The sequence below is a fragment of the Nocardioides sp. NPDC087217 genome (assembly GCF_044744805.1).
In the GTDB taxonomy this organism is placed as follows: Bacteria; Actinomycetota; Actinomycetes; order Propionibacteriales; family Nocardioidaceae; genus Nocardioides.
In genome coordinates this window covers 34289-47966 of the sequence record NZ_JBIUZB010000003.1, presented here as the reverse complement: position 1 = coordinate 47966, position 13678 = coordinate 34289, and the positions used below count along the sequence as shown (strand labels likewise).

Genomic DNA, 13678 nt, shown 5'->3' with positions numbered 1-13678 from the left:
CACAAGTAACGAGGCTCGCCTGTCCTGGGTTACGGATCGGCCACCACCACGGTGTTGCCCTGGAACGAGGTGCCGTCCCAGTCGTCGCACGTCACCACGACCAGCTTCGGCTTGCCGTCGGTGTCGAAGAGCCTCTTGCTGCGCTTGGCGACCTGCTCCTTGGAGAGGTCGCGCACCGACCGGACGGTGTAGCTGAACTCGTCGTTCTTGGTCCGCACGACGATCTCGTCGCCCTCGTTCACCTCGCCCAGCCGGTCCAGGATGCCGCCGCCGTTGTGCAGGGTGTGGCCGACGATGAGCACCGTGCCGTCATCCGCCCCCGGCTTCGCGCCGCCCTTCCACCAGCCCATCAGCGAGGCGTCGGCAGGCGGGGTGAGCGTGCCGTCCTCCATGGCCAGCGGCACCACGTCGGCATGCACGTTGAGCGACTCGATCGAGACGCCGCGTACCTTGCCCTTCTTCTTCGGCACCTCCGCCAGGGCCTCGGCCGGGATCGAGGAGGTCGTCCCGGGCGGGGTCGCGGTCGCGTTGCTCTTCTTCGCGTCGTCGAGCTTGGTGTAGTAGTCGTACGCGGCATAGCCGAGCACGGCGACCGCCACCACGAGGACGACGACGAAGATCTCCCCGAGGAAGGTCCTCAGGTTGGGTTGACCGTTGCTCACTCGGCCGAGCGTGCCACAGCCTCAGCTCGTTTGCGACGCACGGCCATTCCGGCCCCTGCCCCCATCAGCAACGCACCGACCCCGGCGAAGACATAGGACGGCGGTACGCCGCGGGTCGGGTCCGCGACGTTCGACTCCAGCCTCTCCGGGTCGATCGCAGAGCCTACGGCCGCGCCGGAGGCTGGCTCCGGGGCCTGGTCGCTCGCGTTGGCAGGGGCACCGAGAAACAGTCCGCCGGCCAGGGTGGCACCGGCGAGCGTCGCGCTGAGACGAGCGCGTGTGGACAACGTCGAATCCTCCGAGGTTCGGGCATTGATGCAACTCCGCCCCCCGCAGCTGCGATCGCAAAACTATCGGGTACGCCGCGTACAGATAAAGCCAGCGGCGGCCCCAGAGGGGCCACCGCTGGCCTACAGTTCAGTAACCCGGATCAGTACGACGGCTGGCTCGGGTCGATCTGGTTGACCCACGCCACCACGCCACCGCCCACGTGGACCGCGTCCGCGTAGCCGGCGCCCTTGGCGATCGCGAGCACCTCGGCGCTGCGTACGCCGCTCTTGCAGTGGAACACGAGCGGCTTGGCACCGTCGCCGGTGAGCTCGGCGACCTGCGGGATCGCGTTGCCGTTGAGGAACTCGCCCTTGGGGATCAGGACGGCGCCGGGGATCTTGTTGATCTCGTACTCGTTCGGCTCGCGCACGTCGACGAGGACGAAGTCGCGGCTGCCCTCCTCGCGCTCCTTGATCATCTCGGAGAGCTGGTTGACCGAGATGGTCGAGCCGGCCGCGGCGTCGGCCGCCTCGGTGGAGATCGCGCCGCAGAAGGCGTCGTAGTCGATCAGGTCGGTGACCGTGGGGTTCTCGCCGCACAGCGCGCAGTTGGGGTCCTTGCGGACCTTCAGCTTGCGGTACTCCATCTCGAGTGCGTCATAGATCATCAGCTTGCCGACCAGCGGCTCGCCGATGCCGGTCAGCATCTTGATGGCCTCGTTGACCTGGATGGAGCCGATCGAGGCGCAGAGCACGCCCAGCACGCCGCCCTCGGCGCAGGAGGGGACCATGCCCGGGGGCGGGGGCTCCGGGTAGAGGCAGCGGTAGCACGGGGCGTCGTCGGTCAGGGTCGGCGCGAACACGGATGCCTGCCCGTCGAAGCGGTAGATCGAGCCCCAGACGTACGGGATGCCCAGGAAGTACGCCGCGTCGTTGACCATGTAGCGGGTCGCGAAGTTGTCGGTGCCGTCGACGATCAGGTCGTAGCCGGTGAAGATCTCGCGCACGTTGTCGTTATCGAGCCGCACGTCGTGCAGCACGATGTTGACGTACGGGTTGACCTCCTTGATCGCCGCCGCGGCGGATTCGGCCTTCGGCTGGCCCACCGTCGACTGCTTGTGGATGATCTGGCGCTGCAGGTTGGACTCGTCGACCTCGTCGAACTCGACGATGCCGAGGGTGCCTACGCCGGCCGCGGCCAGATAGAGCAGGGCGGGCGAGCCGAGACCGCCGGCGCCGATGACCAGCACCTTGGCGTTCTTCAGGCGCTTCTGCCCGTCCATGCCGACGTCGGGGATGATGAGGTGGCGGCTGTAGCGGCGCACCTCGTCGATCGTCAGCTCGTCAGCGGGCTCCACGAGCGGGGCTAGGGACACAACGGCTCCTCAGTTCGGACGTACGTATGCCTACTTGAACACCGCAGGCACTTCTCCATGTTCCCTCATCCGTGGACGAGACAACGACGCGTCCCGCGATCCGAGTACCAGCGGGTAGGCTGCTGGGGTGACCACGCACCAATCCGAGCTCGACCCCACTCGACCGCGAGGGGCGCGACTACCCCGGACGGAACGACGAGCCCAGCTTCTCGACTCCGCTCTCGAGGTCTTCGTCGCCTACGGCTTCCATGCCGCCGCGATGGACGACATCGCCGAAAGGGCAGGGGTCTCGAAGCCCGTTCTCTACCAGCACTTCCCCGGCAAGCTCGACCTCTACCTGGCCCTGCTGGAGAAGTCCGCGAACGAGATCATCGATCGCTGCCGGGAGGCCCTGGCGTCGACCGACGAGAACAAGGAACGCGTGGCCCGCACCGTCGAGGTCTTCTACGACTACGTCGCCTCCGAGTCCGGTGCGTTCCGGCTCGTGTTCGAGTCCGACCTGACCAACGATCCCGCCGTGCGCGAGCAGGTCGACCGGGTGACCAACGAGTGCGCCGAGGTCATCGCGGAGGTCATCGCGGAGGACACCGGCTTCGCCGCCACCGCCTCTCACCTGCTCGCCGTGGGCCTGGTCGGCCAGATCCAGGTCAGCGCGCGCTACTGGCTCCACAACAACGGTGAGCTCTCCCAGGCCGACGCGGCGCGTCTCGTCGCCGGGCTCGCCTGGCGGGGCATCGGCGGCTATCCCAAGACCGACTGAATCCATTCCGAGTTCCGCTCGTAGCGCAACAGCGGGGTTCCTCACGGTCCGTGTGAGAGGATTCCGAAGCATTGATCGACCCATCGCAAGGAGGACCCGTGGAGGTCAAGATCGGCGTCCAGCAGGCCGCCCGTGAGCTCGTCGTAGAGACCGAGGAGTCCAGCGAATCGGTGGAGAAGCTCATCGCCGACGCCCTCGGCGGCGGCGCTGTGCTCGCTTTGACCGACAGCAAGGGCCGCAAGGTCATCGTCCCGACCGAGAAGCTCGCCTACATCGAGATCGGCCCGGCCAAGGTCGGCAAGGTCGGCTTCGCCGGCTGAACCACTCGGGCTGCACAACTCAGGGATGGCCCTGATTCCGGTGACGAACTTCCGAGTTTGAGCCATGTTGTCCGTGCATTCCAGTCCCAACAGGTGCAATATCAAAATATGGGCGCATTCGTGGCGCCACTCACAACCTGAAGGGAAAAGGCATGATCTCTACGATCCTCGTCACCCTCATCGGCGGCGTCATCATTGGTGCCCTCGGCAAGTTCTTCGCTCCGGGCGATAAGGACAACATTCCGTTCTGGCTGACGATTGTCTGCGGTATCGGCGGCATGCTGATCGGCAGCTTCATCTACTGGTTCGTCTTCGGCCAGAACAACGGGCCGTTCGACGGCCATGCGGCCACGTGGGACAACGCAACCAACGGCATTGACTGGTGGCGTCACATCTGGCAGGTCGTGATCGCCGCCGTTCTGGTGGTCATCGCCTCCGGTGTCACCGGAAAGTCCAAGGCCTGAACCTCGTCCAGGTCACTCGAAGCGGTCCCGCCCCTCTGGGGTGGGGCCGCTTCTGCTGTTGCAGGTACGCCCCGCCAGCCTCACCAGTTCGGCTGTGCCGGCGGCTCCGGCGGGACCACGTCCGAGGGCCGGATGACGTAGACGATCCGCCCGGAGCGTGCCCAGGCGCGGTCGAGCTCGCCGAGGTCGTACGTCGTCCGTACCTCCGCGTCGCTGACGATCCGGTGGGAGGCGGGGTCGTGGACGACGGGGTCGCCAGCCTCGTCGAAGCCAGTCAGCACGAGCAGATGACCGTTGGTCACGTACCCGGCTCCGGTCAGCTCGCCGGCTTGGTGCGAGACGGCCAGCACGAGCGGAATCCCGGCCTCGAGGAACTGGGCGGCCTCGGCGAAGGAGCGGAGCCTGGTGACGTACGCGACCAGCCCCCGGGCGCCCGCGTAGGCGGTGTTGAAGGCCCAGTTGCCGGCGCCACCGAAGGACTCGTCGTAGACCTCCCGGACGGTGAACGGCACCTGCGGGTCGGGGGTCTCGTAGTCCACCCAGGCCGTCTCGGCGGGCGTCGGCCCGGCACCCCAGAAGTCGGCGATCATCGCGGTCGAGGCGGCGCTGCACCAGGACTGCCCGCCACCGTCCCAGTGCGGATAGCGGTCACGGTGGAGCTGCTGCGAATAGGCGGGTACGCCACCCACCACCGTCCCGCGAGGCACCGTGCCCGGCGCCGGCGCCGAGTTCCGGGCGGCGGCCGAGACCATCGCCCCGAGCAGGCTCGCCCGCGGCAGGCTCCCTACGGGGCCGTGCAGGCTCAGCCGCAACGAGAACTCCGTGAACCTGCGCCCGTCCCGCCCCAGGATGGTGTCGTCGGACGCGACCGCGACCGGGTCGTCCTGACCGGCGACGGAGGTGGAGGTGAAGGCCGGGTCCGAGGACCAGCGAGCCAGCGCCAGCCAGCCGCTCCGCTCCCCCGACTCGGCGACCACCTGAGCCGCGACCTCCACCCAGGTCCCGGGCGGGGTCACCACGTTCCAGGAGGCGACCAGCTCGTCGAAGCAGAACCCGGGGCTGACCTCGGGAGACGTCCACACACCGGCGTCGGGGACGATCAGCGTCCCTGGCCAGCCGGTGAAGTGGATGTCAGTGCTCAAGCCCGAGCTTGCCCATTCGCTCGACGTGACGCTGGGTGAGTCGGGTGAGCATCTCGCCGATGGTGCCGAGGTCGAGACCAGAGAGGTGGCCGCCGGCGATCAGCTCGCTGAGCCCCTCGCGGGTGGCAGCGACCTGCTGCGCCTGGGTGATCGCCTCGCCCATGAGGCGACGGCCCCACAGCGCCAGGCGTCCGCCGATGAGGTGATCGGCCTCGATGCCGGCCCGCACCCGGTCGACGATGAAGTCGGCCCGCCCGGCGTCCTCGAGGGTGGTGACCACGAGCTTGTGGGTGTCCTCGTCGAGGAAGCCCGCGACCTCGCGGTAGAAGTCGTTGGCGAGCCCGTCACCGACGTACGCCTTGACCAGCGACTCCCACCAGTCCGCGGGCTTGGTGTGGATGTGGAACTCGTCGAACCCCTCACGCAGCGGCTCCATCGCCGCGTACGGGTCGGCACCGAGCTCCACCAGCCGGTCGAGGACCGGCTGGATCTTGGCGTGCTGGGCGGCTGCCATCGCGAGCAGAGCCGTCTTGTCCTCCAGCGAAGGCGCCATCTTGGCGTCGTCGGTCAGCCGCTCGACAGCCGAGACCTCGCCATAGGCGACCGCTCCGAGAAGGTCGATGACGGCGGCCTTGTAAACAGGATCACCGAACGGATCCTGAGGACCCGTGAACTCTGACGATGCAACCACGGGAGAACCCTACCGATAGAATGCCTTTTGACCGACCCAGCGCCGCTGTAATGCACTTCATATCGCGGTGGTCTGGATCCCGTATGTGCGCGGCGTGGCACTCGCTTGGCAAGCTCGAGACACCCGTGAGTCGCTCGCCGCATTCGATGAGACAAGCGAGTAGCGACGAATCATGACAACGTTCAAGGAGCTCGGGGTTCATCCCGAGATCTGCGCTCCCCTCGAGCGCAAAGGCATCACCACCCCCTTCGCCATCCAGGAGATGACCCTCTCGGTCGCCCTGCAGGGCACCGACCTGATCGGCCAGGCCCGCACCGGCTCCGGCAAGACGCTGGCCTTCGGCATCCCGGTGGTGCAGCGCAGCGTGTCCCCCAAGGACCGCGACTACATCGACCTTCCGCAGGGCAAGCCGCAGGCCCTGATCGTGGCTCCGACCCGCGAGCTGGCCATGCAGGTCTCCGCCGAGATCTCGATGATCTCCGAGGACCGCGGCCTCCGCGTGCTGACCGTCTACGGCGGCGCGGGCTACGACCCCCAGATCGACGCGCTGGAGAAGGGCGTCGACATCGTGGTCGGCACCCCCGGCCGCCTGATCGACCTGGCCAACCGGAAGGTCCTCGACCTCTCCCACGTGCACGCCCTCGTCCTCGACGAGGCCGACGAGATGCTCGACCTCGGGTTCCTGCCCGACGTGGAGAAGCTCGTCACCCTCACCCCGGAGACCCGCCAGACGCTGCTCTTCTCGGCCACCATGCCGGGCGCGATCGTGGCGCTGGCGCGCTCCTACATGCGCCACCCGATGAACATCCGCGCCGAGTCCGCGAGCGAGCGCGAGACCGTGCCTGCCACCGCGCAGTTCGTCTACCAGGCCCACGACCTCGACAAGCCCGAGATGATCGGCCGCCTGCTGCAGTGCGAGGACCACGACAAGGTCGTCGTCTTCGCCCGCACCAAGCGGCAGGCACAGCGCGTGGCCGACGACCTCGCCGAGCGTGGCTTCCCGGCCTCTCCCCTGCACGGCGACATGCAGCAGGCTGCCCGCGAGCGGGTGATGCAGAAGTTCCGTGACGGCAAGGTCGAGGTCCTGGTGGCCACCGACGTCGCCGCCCGCGGCATCGACGTCACCGGCGTCTCCCACGTGGTCAACTACACGACACCCGACGACGAGAAGACCTACGTGCACCGCATCGGCCGCACCGGCCGTGCCGGCGCCTCCGGTGTCGCGGTCACGTTCGTCGACTGGGCCGATCTCCACAAGTGGAAGATGATCAACAAGGCTCTCGACCTTCCCTTCGACGAGCCGCAGGAGACCTACTCCTCCTCGGAGCACTTCCTCCACGACATGGGCATCCCGAAGGGCACCAAGGGCAGGATCAAGGCCGCCGCGCCTGCGAAGCCCAAGGACAAGGACTCCGACAAGGACGGCGAGAAGCGGGAGCGCGCTCCCCGCAACCGCGACCGTCAGCGCACCCGCTCGCGCGGCGGCCAGGTCGTCGACAAGTCTGCCGCTCCGGCTGCCGCCGAGTCGGCTCAGTCGACGAAGCCCGCCGACGGCGAGGCCAAGGCCGAGGGCTCCGCGCCCCGTCGCCGCCGCCGTCGCCGCTCTTCGGGCTCGGGCGGTTCCGCGCCCAAGGCCGACGCCTGAGCCTGCCTAGGGGATCACGACCACCTTGGTGCCGAGCCGCGCGAAGCGCCACATCGCCTTCGCGTCCGGCTCGGCCTGGCGGATGCACCCGTGCGACAGCGGCGTGCCGAGCTGGGCGCGGGTCTGTACGCGCTTGCCCTTGTCCACCGGAATGTTGTGGAAGCCGATCGCGGCGCGGGGGCCGTTGGTGAAGCGTACGAACCACTTCATCCGGCCCGAGTCGTCGATCCCCCTCGCGTGCTCGGAGCGGGAGAAGACCTTGTAGGTGCCGGGCTCGAGGTTGTCGTAGATGCTGCCCGAGACCGGATACGTACGCCTCGTCCGGTCGGCCGCGGAGACGATCCAGACCCGCTGGCGGCTGATCGAGAAGACGGCCCGGCGACCGGTGCCGGAGTCGTCCGGGAGCACCTTCTCCGCGGCGGCCGTCCGCGCGTCGACGTGACGGTCGATCGCGGCCTCGCGCTGGCTGTCGTGCGGCCAGACCGGGGTGCGCCCGGCGTCCGCGCCCAGCTTCATCCCGCTGTCGGCTGCGCTGGGCCGGCCGTTGGCCACCGGCTCGGCGACGACCTCCATCCCGACGTACAGACCGGCCGACGTCAGCAAGGACGCGGCGAAGAGCATCTTGGTGCGCCGGAGAGGCCTGGATCTCACGTGGCGCGCAGTGCGGCTCACTTCTTCATCACGTGCCCGAGTCCCCCTACGAAATCCACGTCGAACATCATCCAAACACGTATCACCGCAAGTCAACTGTCACACGACAGACAGAAACCGTGATTCCGCGTGTGAACCGACGGCCCGGCGCCTGGATCTCCCTCGCGGCCGATGGTGGCAGGATTGCCCCATGTCGAACCCCACCTCTCTGGTCACCGGCGCAACCGCCGGCATCGGACTCGCCTTCGCCCAGCAACTCGCCGCTCGCGGACACGACCTCGTCCTCGTCGCCCGTGACGAGGAGCGCCTCACCGGCGTCGCCAAGAACCTGGCGGACGCCCACGGCATCGGCGTCGAGGTGCTCCGCGCCGATCTGACCGACAGCGCCGATCTGGCCAAGGTCGAGGCCCGCCTGGCCGACGCCGATCACCCGGTCGACCTGCTGGTCAACAACGCCGGTCACGGCCTCAAGCACCGCTTCCTCGACAACACCGCCGACGAGGAGACCGCGATGGCGGAGGTGCTCGTCATCGCCCCGCTGCGCCTCTCCCACGCCGCCCTGGGCGCCCAGGTCGCCCGCGGCCACGGCGGCATCATCAACGTCGGCTCCGTCGCCTCCTACCTCCCCCGCGGCACCTACTCGGCCGCCAAGGCGTGGATCAACTCCTTCACGGAGTGGGCCCACAACGAGTACGCCGGCCAGGGCATCAAGGTGATGGCCCTGCTCCCGGGGTTCACCAAGACCGAGTTCCACGAGCGCCTCGGCTCCGGCTACGACTCGGCCCCCTCGTGGATGTGGCTCGACGTCAACGACCTGGTCCGCGAGGCGCTCGAGGACTACGACGCCGACAAGACCTTCTCGATCCCGAGCAAGCGCTACAAGGCCCTGGCCACCATGGCGCGGGTGGTCCCGTCCGGCGTACTCCAGAAGTTCCAGTCGCTGGGCCGCAAGTAGCCGACCCAGCAGGTAGTCAGAGACGTTCTGGCCCGTTACCGGCGGGTATACGGGCCCGAAGGTCTCGGACTATCCAGCGCGGGCCCTCAGGTAGCGCTCACGCTGCCAGTCCGCCAGGGCTCGACGCATCTCGACGGTGTGGGTGGGGGTCCACCAACGTGGCGGGTTGATCGTCCACTGCCGTTCGGCCATCGGTGTCCGGCTTGCTCGCGCCCGAGCCTCGTGCGTCCTCCTGATGAAGTCTGCGGGGTCACGACGGTCGGCGGACACCATGGTGACGTACTCAAGACCGATCCGCCGGAAGGCGCCCTCACGCCGCAGGTCCTATGTGCCGGCCATCGAGGTCGAAGACCGGGCGGTTGCTGACCACCCCCGCGATCCCCATCCGCACCTTGAGGGTGAGTCGCAGATCGGTCTCCGACGGCGACCACACGTTCTCATCGGCAAGCGAGATCGCACGTCTCAGGCGATAGATGCCGGTCCAACCGCTGAGCGTCTCGGCGTAGGCCGCCATCTCCGCCAATGAGATCAGGTCGCTGGCCGCCACGAGGTCGAGCCAGCGTACGGCCGACAACGGCGTCTCTGCCCTGCGGACCTCGAACGCCACCGACCGATGCGGATCCGTGAGCACCACCCCGTCCACGACCTGACGCGTTCTCGGCAGCATCCGCTCCTTGCTCACCTCGATCCCGGCCTGCGCACGTGCCTGCGATCCCGGGGTGAGAATGGTGACCGGAAGCTCGCTCCCATCCGCGTCGCAACCGTCGATCCAGCGCACCCGCTGCCATGCCAGCGCGGCCCAACCCGTCACCGCGCCGTCCGCAGGCACCACTGCGGAGGCCTCGAGAACCCGCTGCTGCGGTGAGTCCGGGACGTACGCAGGCACGTAGAGCCCCCGCGACGAACGCCGCCACGCCCGTCCCCTCGCCTGCTTCGGCGTCGGACCGAGCACACCCGAGGGGTCCGTCCGCACAGGACGCACCAGCCCAGGGCGCCCGGGTATGTCGGACGGCCTGAAGTGAGAGGCACGAGAAGCCACGGCCCTCATGATGTCCGCGACCACCGACATGTTGCCGCCCACCGGGTAGTCCGAGACGTTTCGGCCCGTTACCGCCCGGTAGGAGGGCCCGAACGTCTCGGACTACCCAGCTTCAGGCGTTCGCGATGAAGGTCGTGACCGCGTCGGCGACCATCTGAACGGCGATCGCGGAGAGGAGCAGACCGGCGATCCTGGTGATGAGCAGGACGCCGGACTCCTTGAGCACCTTCAGGATCGGGATGGAGAAGACCATTGCTACCAGGAGGGCGAGGTGGACGACGACGAGTCCGAGCCCGAGCCCGAAGGCGGTCCCGACGGAGTCGACCTCCTGGGTGAAGACCATGGTGGCGACGATCGCACCGGGGCCGGCCAGGAGCGGGGTGCCGAGCGGCACCATCGCCACGTTCGCTCCGGCGGCGGCGACGGGGTCGTCGAAGTTGTCGGTGAGCAGCTCGAGGGCGACCAGCAGCAGGAGCAGGCCGCCGGCGCACTGCAACGCCTCGAGGGAGATGTGCAGGAAGTGCAGGATCGCCTGTCCGAACAGCGCGAAGATCGTGATCACCAGGAACGAGACAGCGACCGCGAGGAGCGCCGCGCGGCGCTGCTTGCCCGGTGACTGCCCCGCGGTCAGCGACAGGAAGATCGGGATCGTGCCGACCGGGTCCATGATCACGAAGAGCGTCACGAACGTGGAGACGAAGATCTCGGTCAACGTACGACCTCGGGGGTGGCTCGTCCGGAGGCGGCCGCGGCTGCGGCGGCGCGCTCCAGGAGCCGCTCGTACTCAGCGGGTGCAGTGGTGTTCACTCCCAGATGGTGACCCACCTTCCCGGTGCCGTGGTAATCGCTGGATCCGGTCACCACGAGGTCGAGGTTGCGGGCGATCACCCGCAGCTTGTCGCGCACTTCGGGGCTGTGATCCTGGTGGTCGACCTCGAGTCCGGACAGGCCCGCGTCGACCAGTGCGGAGATGGCTGCCTCGTCGGGCTGCTCGCGTCCGGACCGGCCCCACGGGTGGGCGATCACGGTGACTCCTCCGGCTGCGGCGACGGTGCGGATCATCGGCTCGAGCGGGGCCGCGTAACGGCTGACGTTCGCCGGTTTGCCGGCCCCGAGGTAGCGGTTGAACGCCTCGTCGCGACTGCGCACGTACCCCTTCGCGACGAGCGCGTCGGCCAGGTGCGGGCGCCCGGAGGCAGCGGCGTCACCGGAGACGGCGGCGACGTCCTCGAGCGACACCTCGATGCCGAGACGCGCCAGGCGGGCCAGCATCAGCGGCAGCCGTCCGTCCCGGCCGGCCAGAATTCGGGCGAGCTCGGCAACCAGCGGCGGATGGGTCCGGTCGGGCAGGTACGCCAGCAGGTGCACGCTGTGGCCGACGTGGTCGGTGCTGATCTCCATGCCGCGCACCAGCTCGATCCCGGCCTCGGTGGCAGCGGCTGCCGCTTCGTCCCAGCTGGCGGCGGTGTCGTGGTCGGTGATCGCGACCACGTCGAGCTCCGCGGCCTTCGCCGCCTGGACCAGCTCGGTGGGCGAATCGGTCCCGTCGCTCACTCGCGAGTGAGTATGGAGGTCGATGCGCACCCGCCTATCCTAGGGCGAGTTCCACCAAGATCCACCGGGGCCGCCGAAGGGCAGCTCGACCATCTGTACGCCCAGGTCCCGGACCTGGCGCAGGTGCCAGCCGTCCTGGAGCATCAGCATCGCCGTGGCCGGGCGGAAGACGAGCCACAGCCAGCGGCCGGCGGCCTCGCCGACGACCACGGACCGTTCCCACTCCTCGGCGCCATTGGTCCACTGGGTGATCGGCCACAACGGCACCAGCTGCCGCTGCCCGGCGACCCGGACCCTCGTCGTGGGCGGGCCGGCACAGGCGTCGATGCCCGGGTCCGGTCCTTCCGTACGCGCGCACCGCGCCCCCAGCCCGACGCCGGCCTCCTCGGTGACGACGGTCATCTCGACCGGCCCGTCGTCGGGGGTCACACCCGTCAGCGTGAGCAGGGTCGCCGCACCCTTGTTCTCGTCGCCGACCACGGCGAGGTCGGCGATCGACCAGCCCGACTCGACCGGCCACGGAACGTAGGTGGGCACCTCACCGGCCAGCGAGAGGATCTGCACCAGGTCCTCGTAGGAGGCGGCATTGGAACGCCATAGCGGGGTCACCACCCCATGCTCGGGGCACGACTTGCTGCCGCCGGCACCGATGCTCGCCACCGGCGTCGCGCAGCGTGGACAGCCAACCGCAAGAGCCACCCCACAACGGTGACCCGTGGCATCCGTCTGGTCAAGACGTACGGTCAGGCATCCGCCCTGACTAGGTGTTCCAGTGCTTGACGACCGGCTGCCCGTGGTGGGCGTCGAGCATCGAGACGGTCGCGGTGTCGAGCCGGAAGAGACGGCCCTCGGTGACCGGGAGTCCCAGCCACACCGCCGCCAGCGCGCACAGCGCGTGTCCGTGGGAGAAGACCAGGGTGTCGCCGTCGCGCTCGCGCGCGGCCGAGACGACCCGGCCCAGCCTCTCCTGGACGGCTGCCGCGGGCTCGCCGCCCGGCGTCTTTCCGGTCCACAGGCTCCAGCCCGGGTCGGTACGGTGGATCTCGTCGGTCGTGATGCCCTCGTAGTCGCCGTAGTCCCACTCGACCAGGTCGTCGGTGACGACCGCGTCGGGGAAGCCCGCGAGCTCAGCCGTACGCAGCGCCCGCTGTCGCGGGGACGTGAGCACCGCGGCGTACCTCTGGTCCTGAAGGCGCGACGAGAGCACCTTGGCGGCCTCCTCCCCCTCGGGCAGGAGGGGAAGGTCGGTGTGGGAGGTGTGCCGGCCGTTGAGGGACCACTCGGTGGTGCCGTGCCTGACGAGGTAGAGGGCCATGCCCCCATCCAACCAGCCATCGGCCCGGCCGAATTCTCAGGCCCGAGTGATGAACCGGTTGACCTCGCGGACGAACAGGTTGGGGGCGAGGTCGGCGGCGGTCGAGAGGGCCCTGGCCGGGAAGCCGACGGTGGTGTGCACCTTCGGCAGCCGTCCGCGCAGACCCTTGCGAGGCTGCGCCATCTCCCAGACCTGGTCGGCGACGTCCTCGACGGTCAGCCGGATGCCCAGCGTCTCGTGGGAGGAGGCGGCGTTGCCGTCGAGCAGGGCGGTCTTCACCCACAGCGGCCAGACCGCCTGCACCCGGATGCCCTCCTTGCGCCACTCCAGCTCCAGCGCCTCGGTGAGTCCGCGCACGGCGTACTTCGACGCGCTGTAGGAGGCGATCTCCGGCTGCCCGTAGATCGCGCTCGCGCTGCAGACGTTGATGACGCCGGATCCGGGCGTGGCCCGGAGATAGGGGTACGCGGTGTGGCAGCCGTTGATCACGCCGTTGACGTTGATCTCGATGGTCTGGTGGTGCTGAGCCAGGTCGACCTCGGCCAGGCGGCCGGCACGCAGGATGCCGGCGTTGTTGACCAGCAGGTCGAGGCGACCGCCGGCAGCGGTGGCGAACTCCTCCAGCGCCGCGTTCCAGGACGCCGGATCGGTGACGTCGAGCGTGCCACCGATGGCGTTGTCGGACCCGAGGATCGCGGCGACATCACGCGCGAGGTCGGCGTCGATGTCGTAGACGCCGACGAACCATCCCTCGCTCGCGAACTTCTCTACGATCGCCTTGCCGATCCCTTGGGCGGATCCGGAGACGAAGAGAGCTTTCCTGGTTGCCATGACG

The 13678-nt window shown here is 68.7% G+C and carries 17 protein-coding genes; 5 read left to right on the top strand and 12 right to left on the bottom strand.

Annotated features, from left to right (window positions below):
* Nucleotides 1-29: 29 nt before the first annotated feature.
* The 3 genes from ACIO3S_RS14610 to moeZ form a co-directional block, all read right to left on the bottom strand.
* Nucleotides 30-662, bottom strand: a complete 633-nt coding sequence (locus ACIO3S_RS14610; protein WP_350721132.1) for a class F sortase — start codon at nucleotides 660-662, stop codon at nucleotides 30-32.
* Nucleotides 659-949, bottom strand: a complete 291-nt coding sequence (locus ACIO3S_RS14605; protein WP_160027385.1) for a hypothetical protein — start codon at nucleotides 947-949, stop codon at nucleotides 659-661. Before ACIO3S_RS14605 ends, ACIO3S_RS14610 begins: the two co-directional genes overlap by 4 nt.
* A gap of 143 nt (nucleotides 950-1092) precedes the next feature.
* A complete protein-coding gene (gene moeZ / locus ACIO3S_RS14600) occupies nucleotides 1093-2307 on the bottom strand; it encodes an adenylyltransferase/sulfurtransferase MoeZ (protein WP_160027383.1) in 1215 nt (404 codons plus the stop codon).
* A 127-nt stretch (nucleotides 2308-2434) separates the two neighbouring features.
* On the opposite strand from moeZ, the gene ACIO3S_RS14595 reads away from it, so the two are divergent.
* The 3 genes from ACIO3S_RS14595 (at nucleotide 2435) to ACIO3S_RS14585 (ending at nucleotide 3851) form a co-directional block, all read left to right on the top strand.
* On the top strand, nucleotides 2435-3067 hold the full coding sequence (locus tag ACIO3S_RS14595; protein ID WP_400464764.1) for a TetR/AcrR family transcriptional regulator: 633 nt from the start codon (nucleotides 2435-2437) through the stop codon (nucleotides 3065-3067).
* A 98-nt stretch (nucleotides 3068-3165) separates the two neighbouring features.
* The gene (locus tag ACIO3S_RS14590) at nucleotides 3166-3387 is read left to right on the top strand and encodes a DUF3107 domain-containing protein (RefSeq protein WP_091052608.1); all 222 of its coding nucleotides are present in this window, start codon (nucleotides 3166-3168) and stop codon (nucleotides 3385-3387) included.
* Between the two features lie 152 nt (nucleotides 3388-3539).
* A complete protein-coding gene (locus ACIO3S_RS14585) occupies nucleotides 3540-3851 on the top strand; it encodes a hypothetical protein (RefSeq protein WP_350721129.1) in 312 nt (103 codons plus the stop codon).
* 80 nt (nucleotides 3852-3931) lie between these two features.
* Here ACIO3S_RS14585 and ACIO3S_RS14580 read toward each other — a convergent pair whose 3' ends face one another.
* Nucleotides 3932-4993, bottom strand: coding sequence for a C39 family peptidase (locus tag ACIO3S_RS14580; RefSeq protein WP_400464760.1), 1062 nt, complete (start codon nucleotides 4991-4993; stop codon nucleotides 3932-3934).
* The gene (locus tag ACIO3S_RS14575; RefSeq protein WP_160027375.1) at nucleotides 4983-5684 is read right to left on the bottom strand and encodes a ferritin-like fold-containing protein; all 702 of its coding nucleotides are present in this window, start codon (nucleotides 5682-5684) and stop codon (nucleotides 4983-4985) included. Before ACIO3S_RS14575 ends, ACIO3S_RS14580 begins: the two co-directional genes overlap by 11 nt.
* A gap of 172 nt (nucleotides 5685-5856) precedes the next feature.
* Between ACIO3S_RS14575 and ACIO3S_RS14570 the strand changes: the two genes are divergently transcribed.
* Nucleotides 5857-7329 carry a DEAD/DEAH box helicase gene (locus ACIO3S_RS14570; protein ID WP_400464757.1) on the top strand — a complete coding sequence of 491 codons (1473 nt, stop codon included), beginning with the start codon at nucleotides 5857-5859 and terminating at the stop codon, nucleotides 7327-7329.
* A gap of 6 nt (nucleotides 7330-7335) precedes the next feature.
* Here the strand turns inward: ACIO3S_RS14570 and ACIO3S_RS14565 are convergent, their stop codons facing one another.
* Nucleotides 7336-7980: a L,D-transpeptidase gene (locus ACIO3S_RS14565; protein WP_400464754.1), complete on the bottom strand. Its 645-nt coding sequence runs from the start codon at nucleotides 7978-7980 to the stop codon at nucleotides 7336-7338.
* Between the two features lie 190 nt (nucleotides 7981-8170).
* Between ACIO3S_RS14565 and ACIO3S_RS14560 the strand changes: the two genes are divergently transcribed.
* Nucleotides 8171-8935 (top strand): SDR family NAD(P)-dependent oxidoreductase, encoded by a 765-nt coding sequence (locus ACIO3S_RS14560; RefSeq protein ID WP_400464751.1) that lies wholly within the window; start codon nucleotides 8171-8173, stop codon nucleotides 8933-8935.
* Nucleotides 8936-9245: 310 nt separating this feature from the next.
* Here the strand turns inward: ACIO3S_RS14560 and ACIO3S_RS14555 are convergent, their stop codons facing one another.
* The 6 genes from ACIO3S_RS14555 to ACIO3S_RS14530 form a co-directional block, all read right to left on the bottom strand.
* Nucleotides 9246-9908 (bottom strand): hypothetical protein, encoded by a 663-nt coding sequence (locus ACIO3S_RS14555; RefSeq protein WP_400464748.1) that lies wholly within the window; start codon nucleotides 9906-9908, stop codon nucleotides 9246-9248.
* Between the two features lie 178 nt (nucleotides 9909-10086).
* Complete coding sequence (locus ACIO3S_RS14550; protein WP_160027365.1) at nucleotides 10087-10686, bottom strand: MarC family protein; 600 nt, start codon at nucleotides 10684-10686, stop codon at nucleotides 10087-10089.
* Nucleotides 10683-11558: a PHP domain-containing protein gene (locus ACIO3S_RS14545; RefSeq protein ID WP_400464746.1), complete on the bottom strand. Its 876-nt coding sequence runs from the start codon at nucleotides 11556-11558 to the stop codon at nucleotides 10683-10685. The genes ACIO3S_RS14550 and ACIO3S_RS14545 overlap by 4 nt, the downstream gene beginning before the upstream one ends.
* A gap of 9 nt (nucleotides 11559-11567) precedes the next feature.
* Entirely contained in the window at nucleotides 11568-12227 is a 660-nt protein-coding gene (locus tag ACIO3S_RS14540) for a DUF6758 family protein (RefSeq protein ID WP_400464743.1), read from the bottom strand.
* A gap of 61 nt (nucleotides 12228-12288) precedes the next feature.
* Nucleotides 12289-12843, bottom strand: a complete 555-nt coding sequence (locus ACIO3S_RS14535) for a histidine phosphatase family protein (protein ID WP_400464740.1) — start codon at nucleotides 12841-12843, stop codon at nucleotides 12289-12291.
* Between the two features lie 36 nt (nucleotides 12844-12879).
* Complete coding sequence (locus ACIO3S_RS14530; RefSeq protein WP_160027357.1) at nucleotides 12880-13674, bottom strand: SDR family oxidoreductase; 795 nt, start codon at nucleotides 13672-13674, stop codon at nucleotides 12880-12882.
* Between the last annotated feature and the right edge of the window lie 4 nt (nucleotides 13675-13678).

Bases quoted from the DNA above. Each gene is read 5' to 3' on its own strand.
- ACIO3S_RS14585 (WP_350721129.1), top strand. From the start codon at position 3,540: ATGATCTCTACGATCCTCGTCACCCTCATCGGCGGCGTCATCATTGGT.
- ACIO3S_RS14570 (WP_400464757.1), top strand. From the start codon at position 5,857: ATGACAACGTTCAAGGAGCTCGGGGTTCATCCCGAGATCTGCGCTCCC.
- ACIO3S_RS14560 (WP_400464751.1), top strand. From the start codon at position 8,171: ATGTCGAACCCCACCTCTCTGGTCACCGGCGCAACCGCCGGCATCGGA.
- ACIO3S_RS14535 (WP_400464740.1), bottom strand. From the start codon at position 12,843: ATGGCCCTCTACCTCGTCAGGCACGGCACCACCGAGTGGTCCCTCAAC.
- ACIO3S_RS14530 (WP_160027357.1), bottom strand. From the start codon at position 13,674: ATGGCAACCAGGAAAGCTCTCTTCGTCTCCGGATCCGCCCAAGGGATC.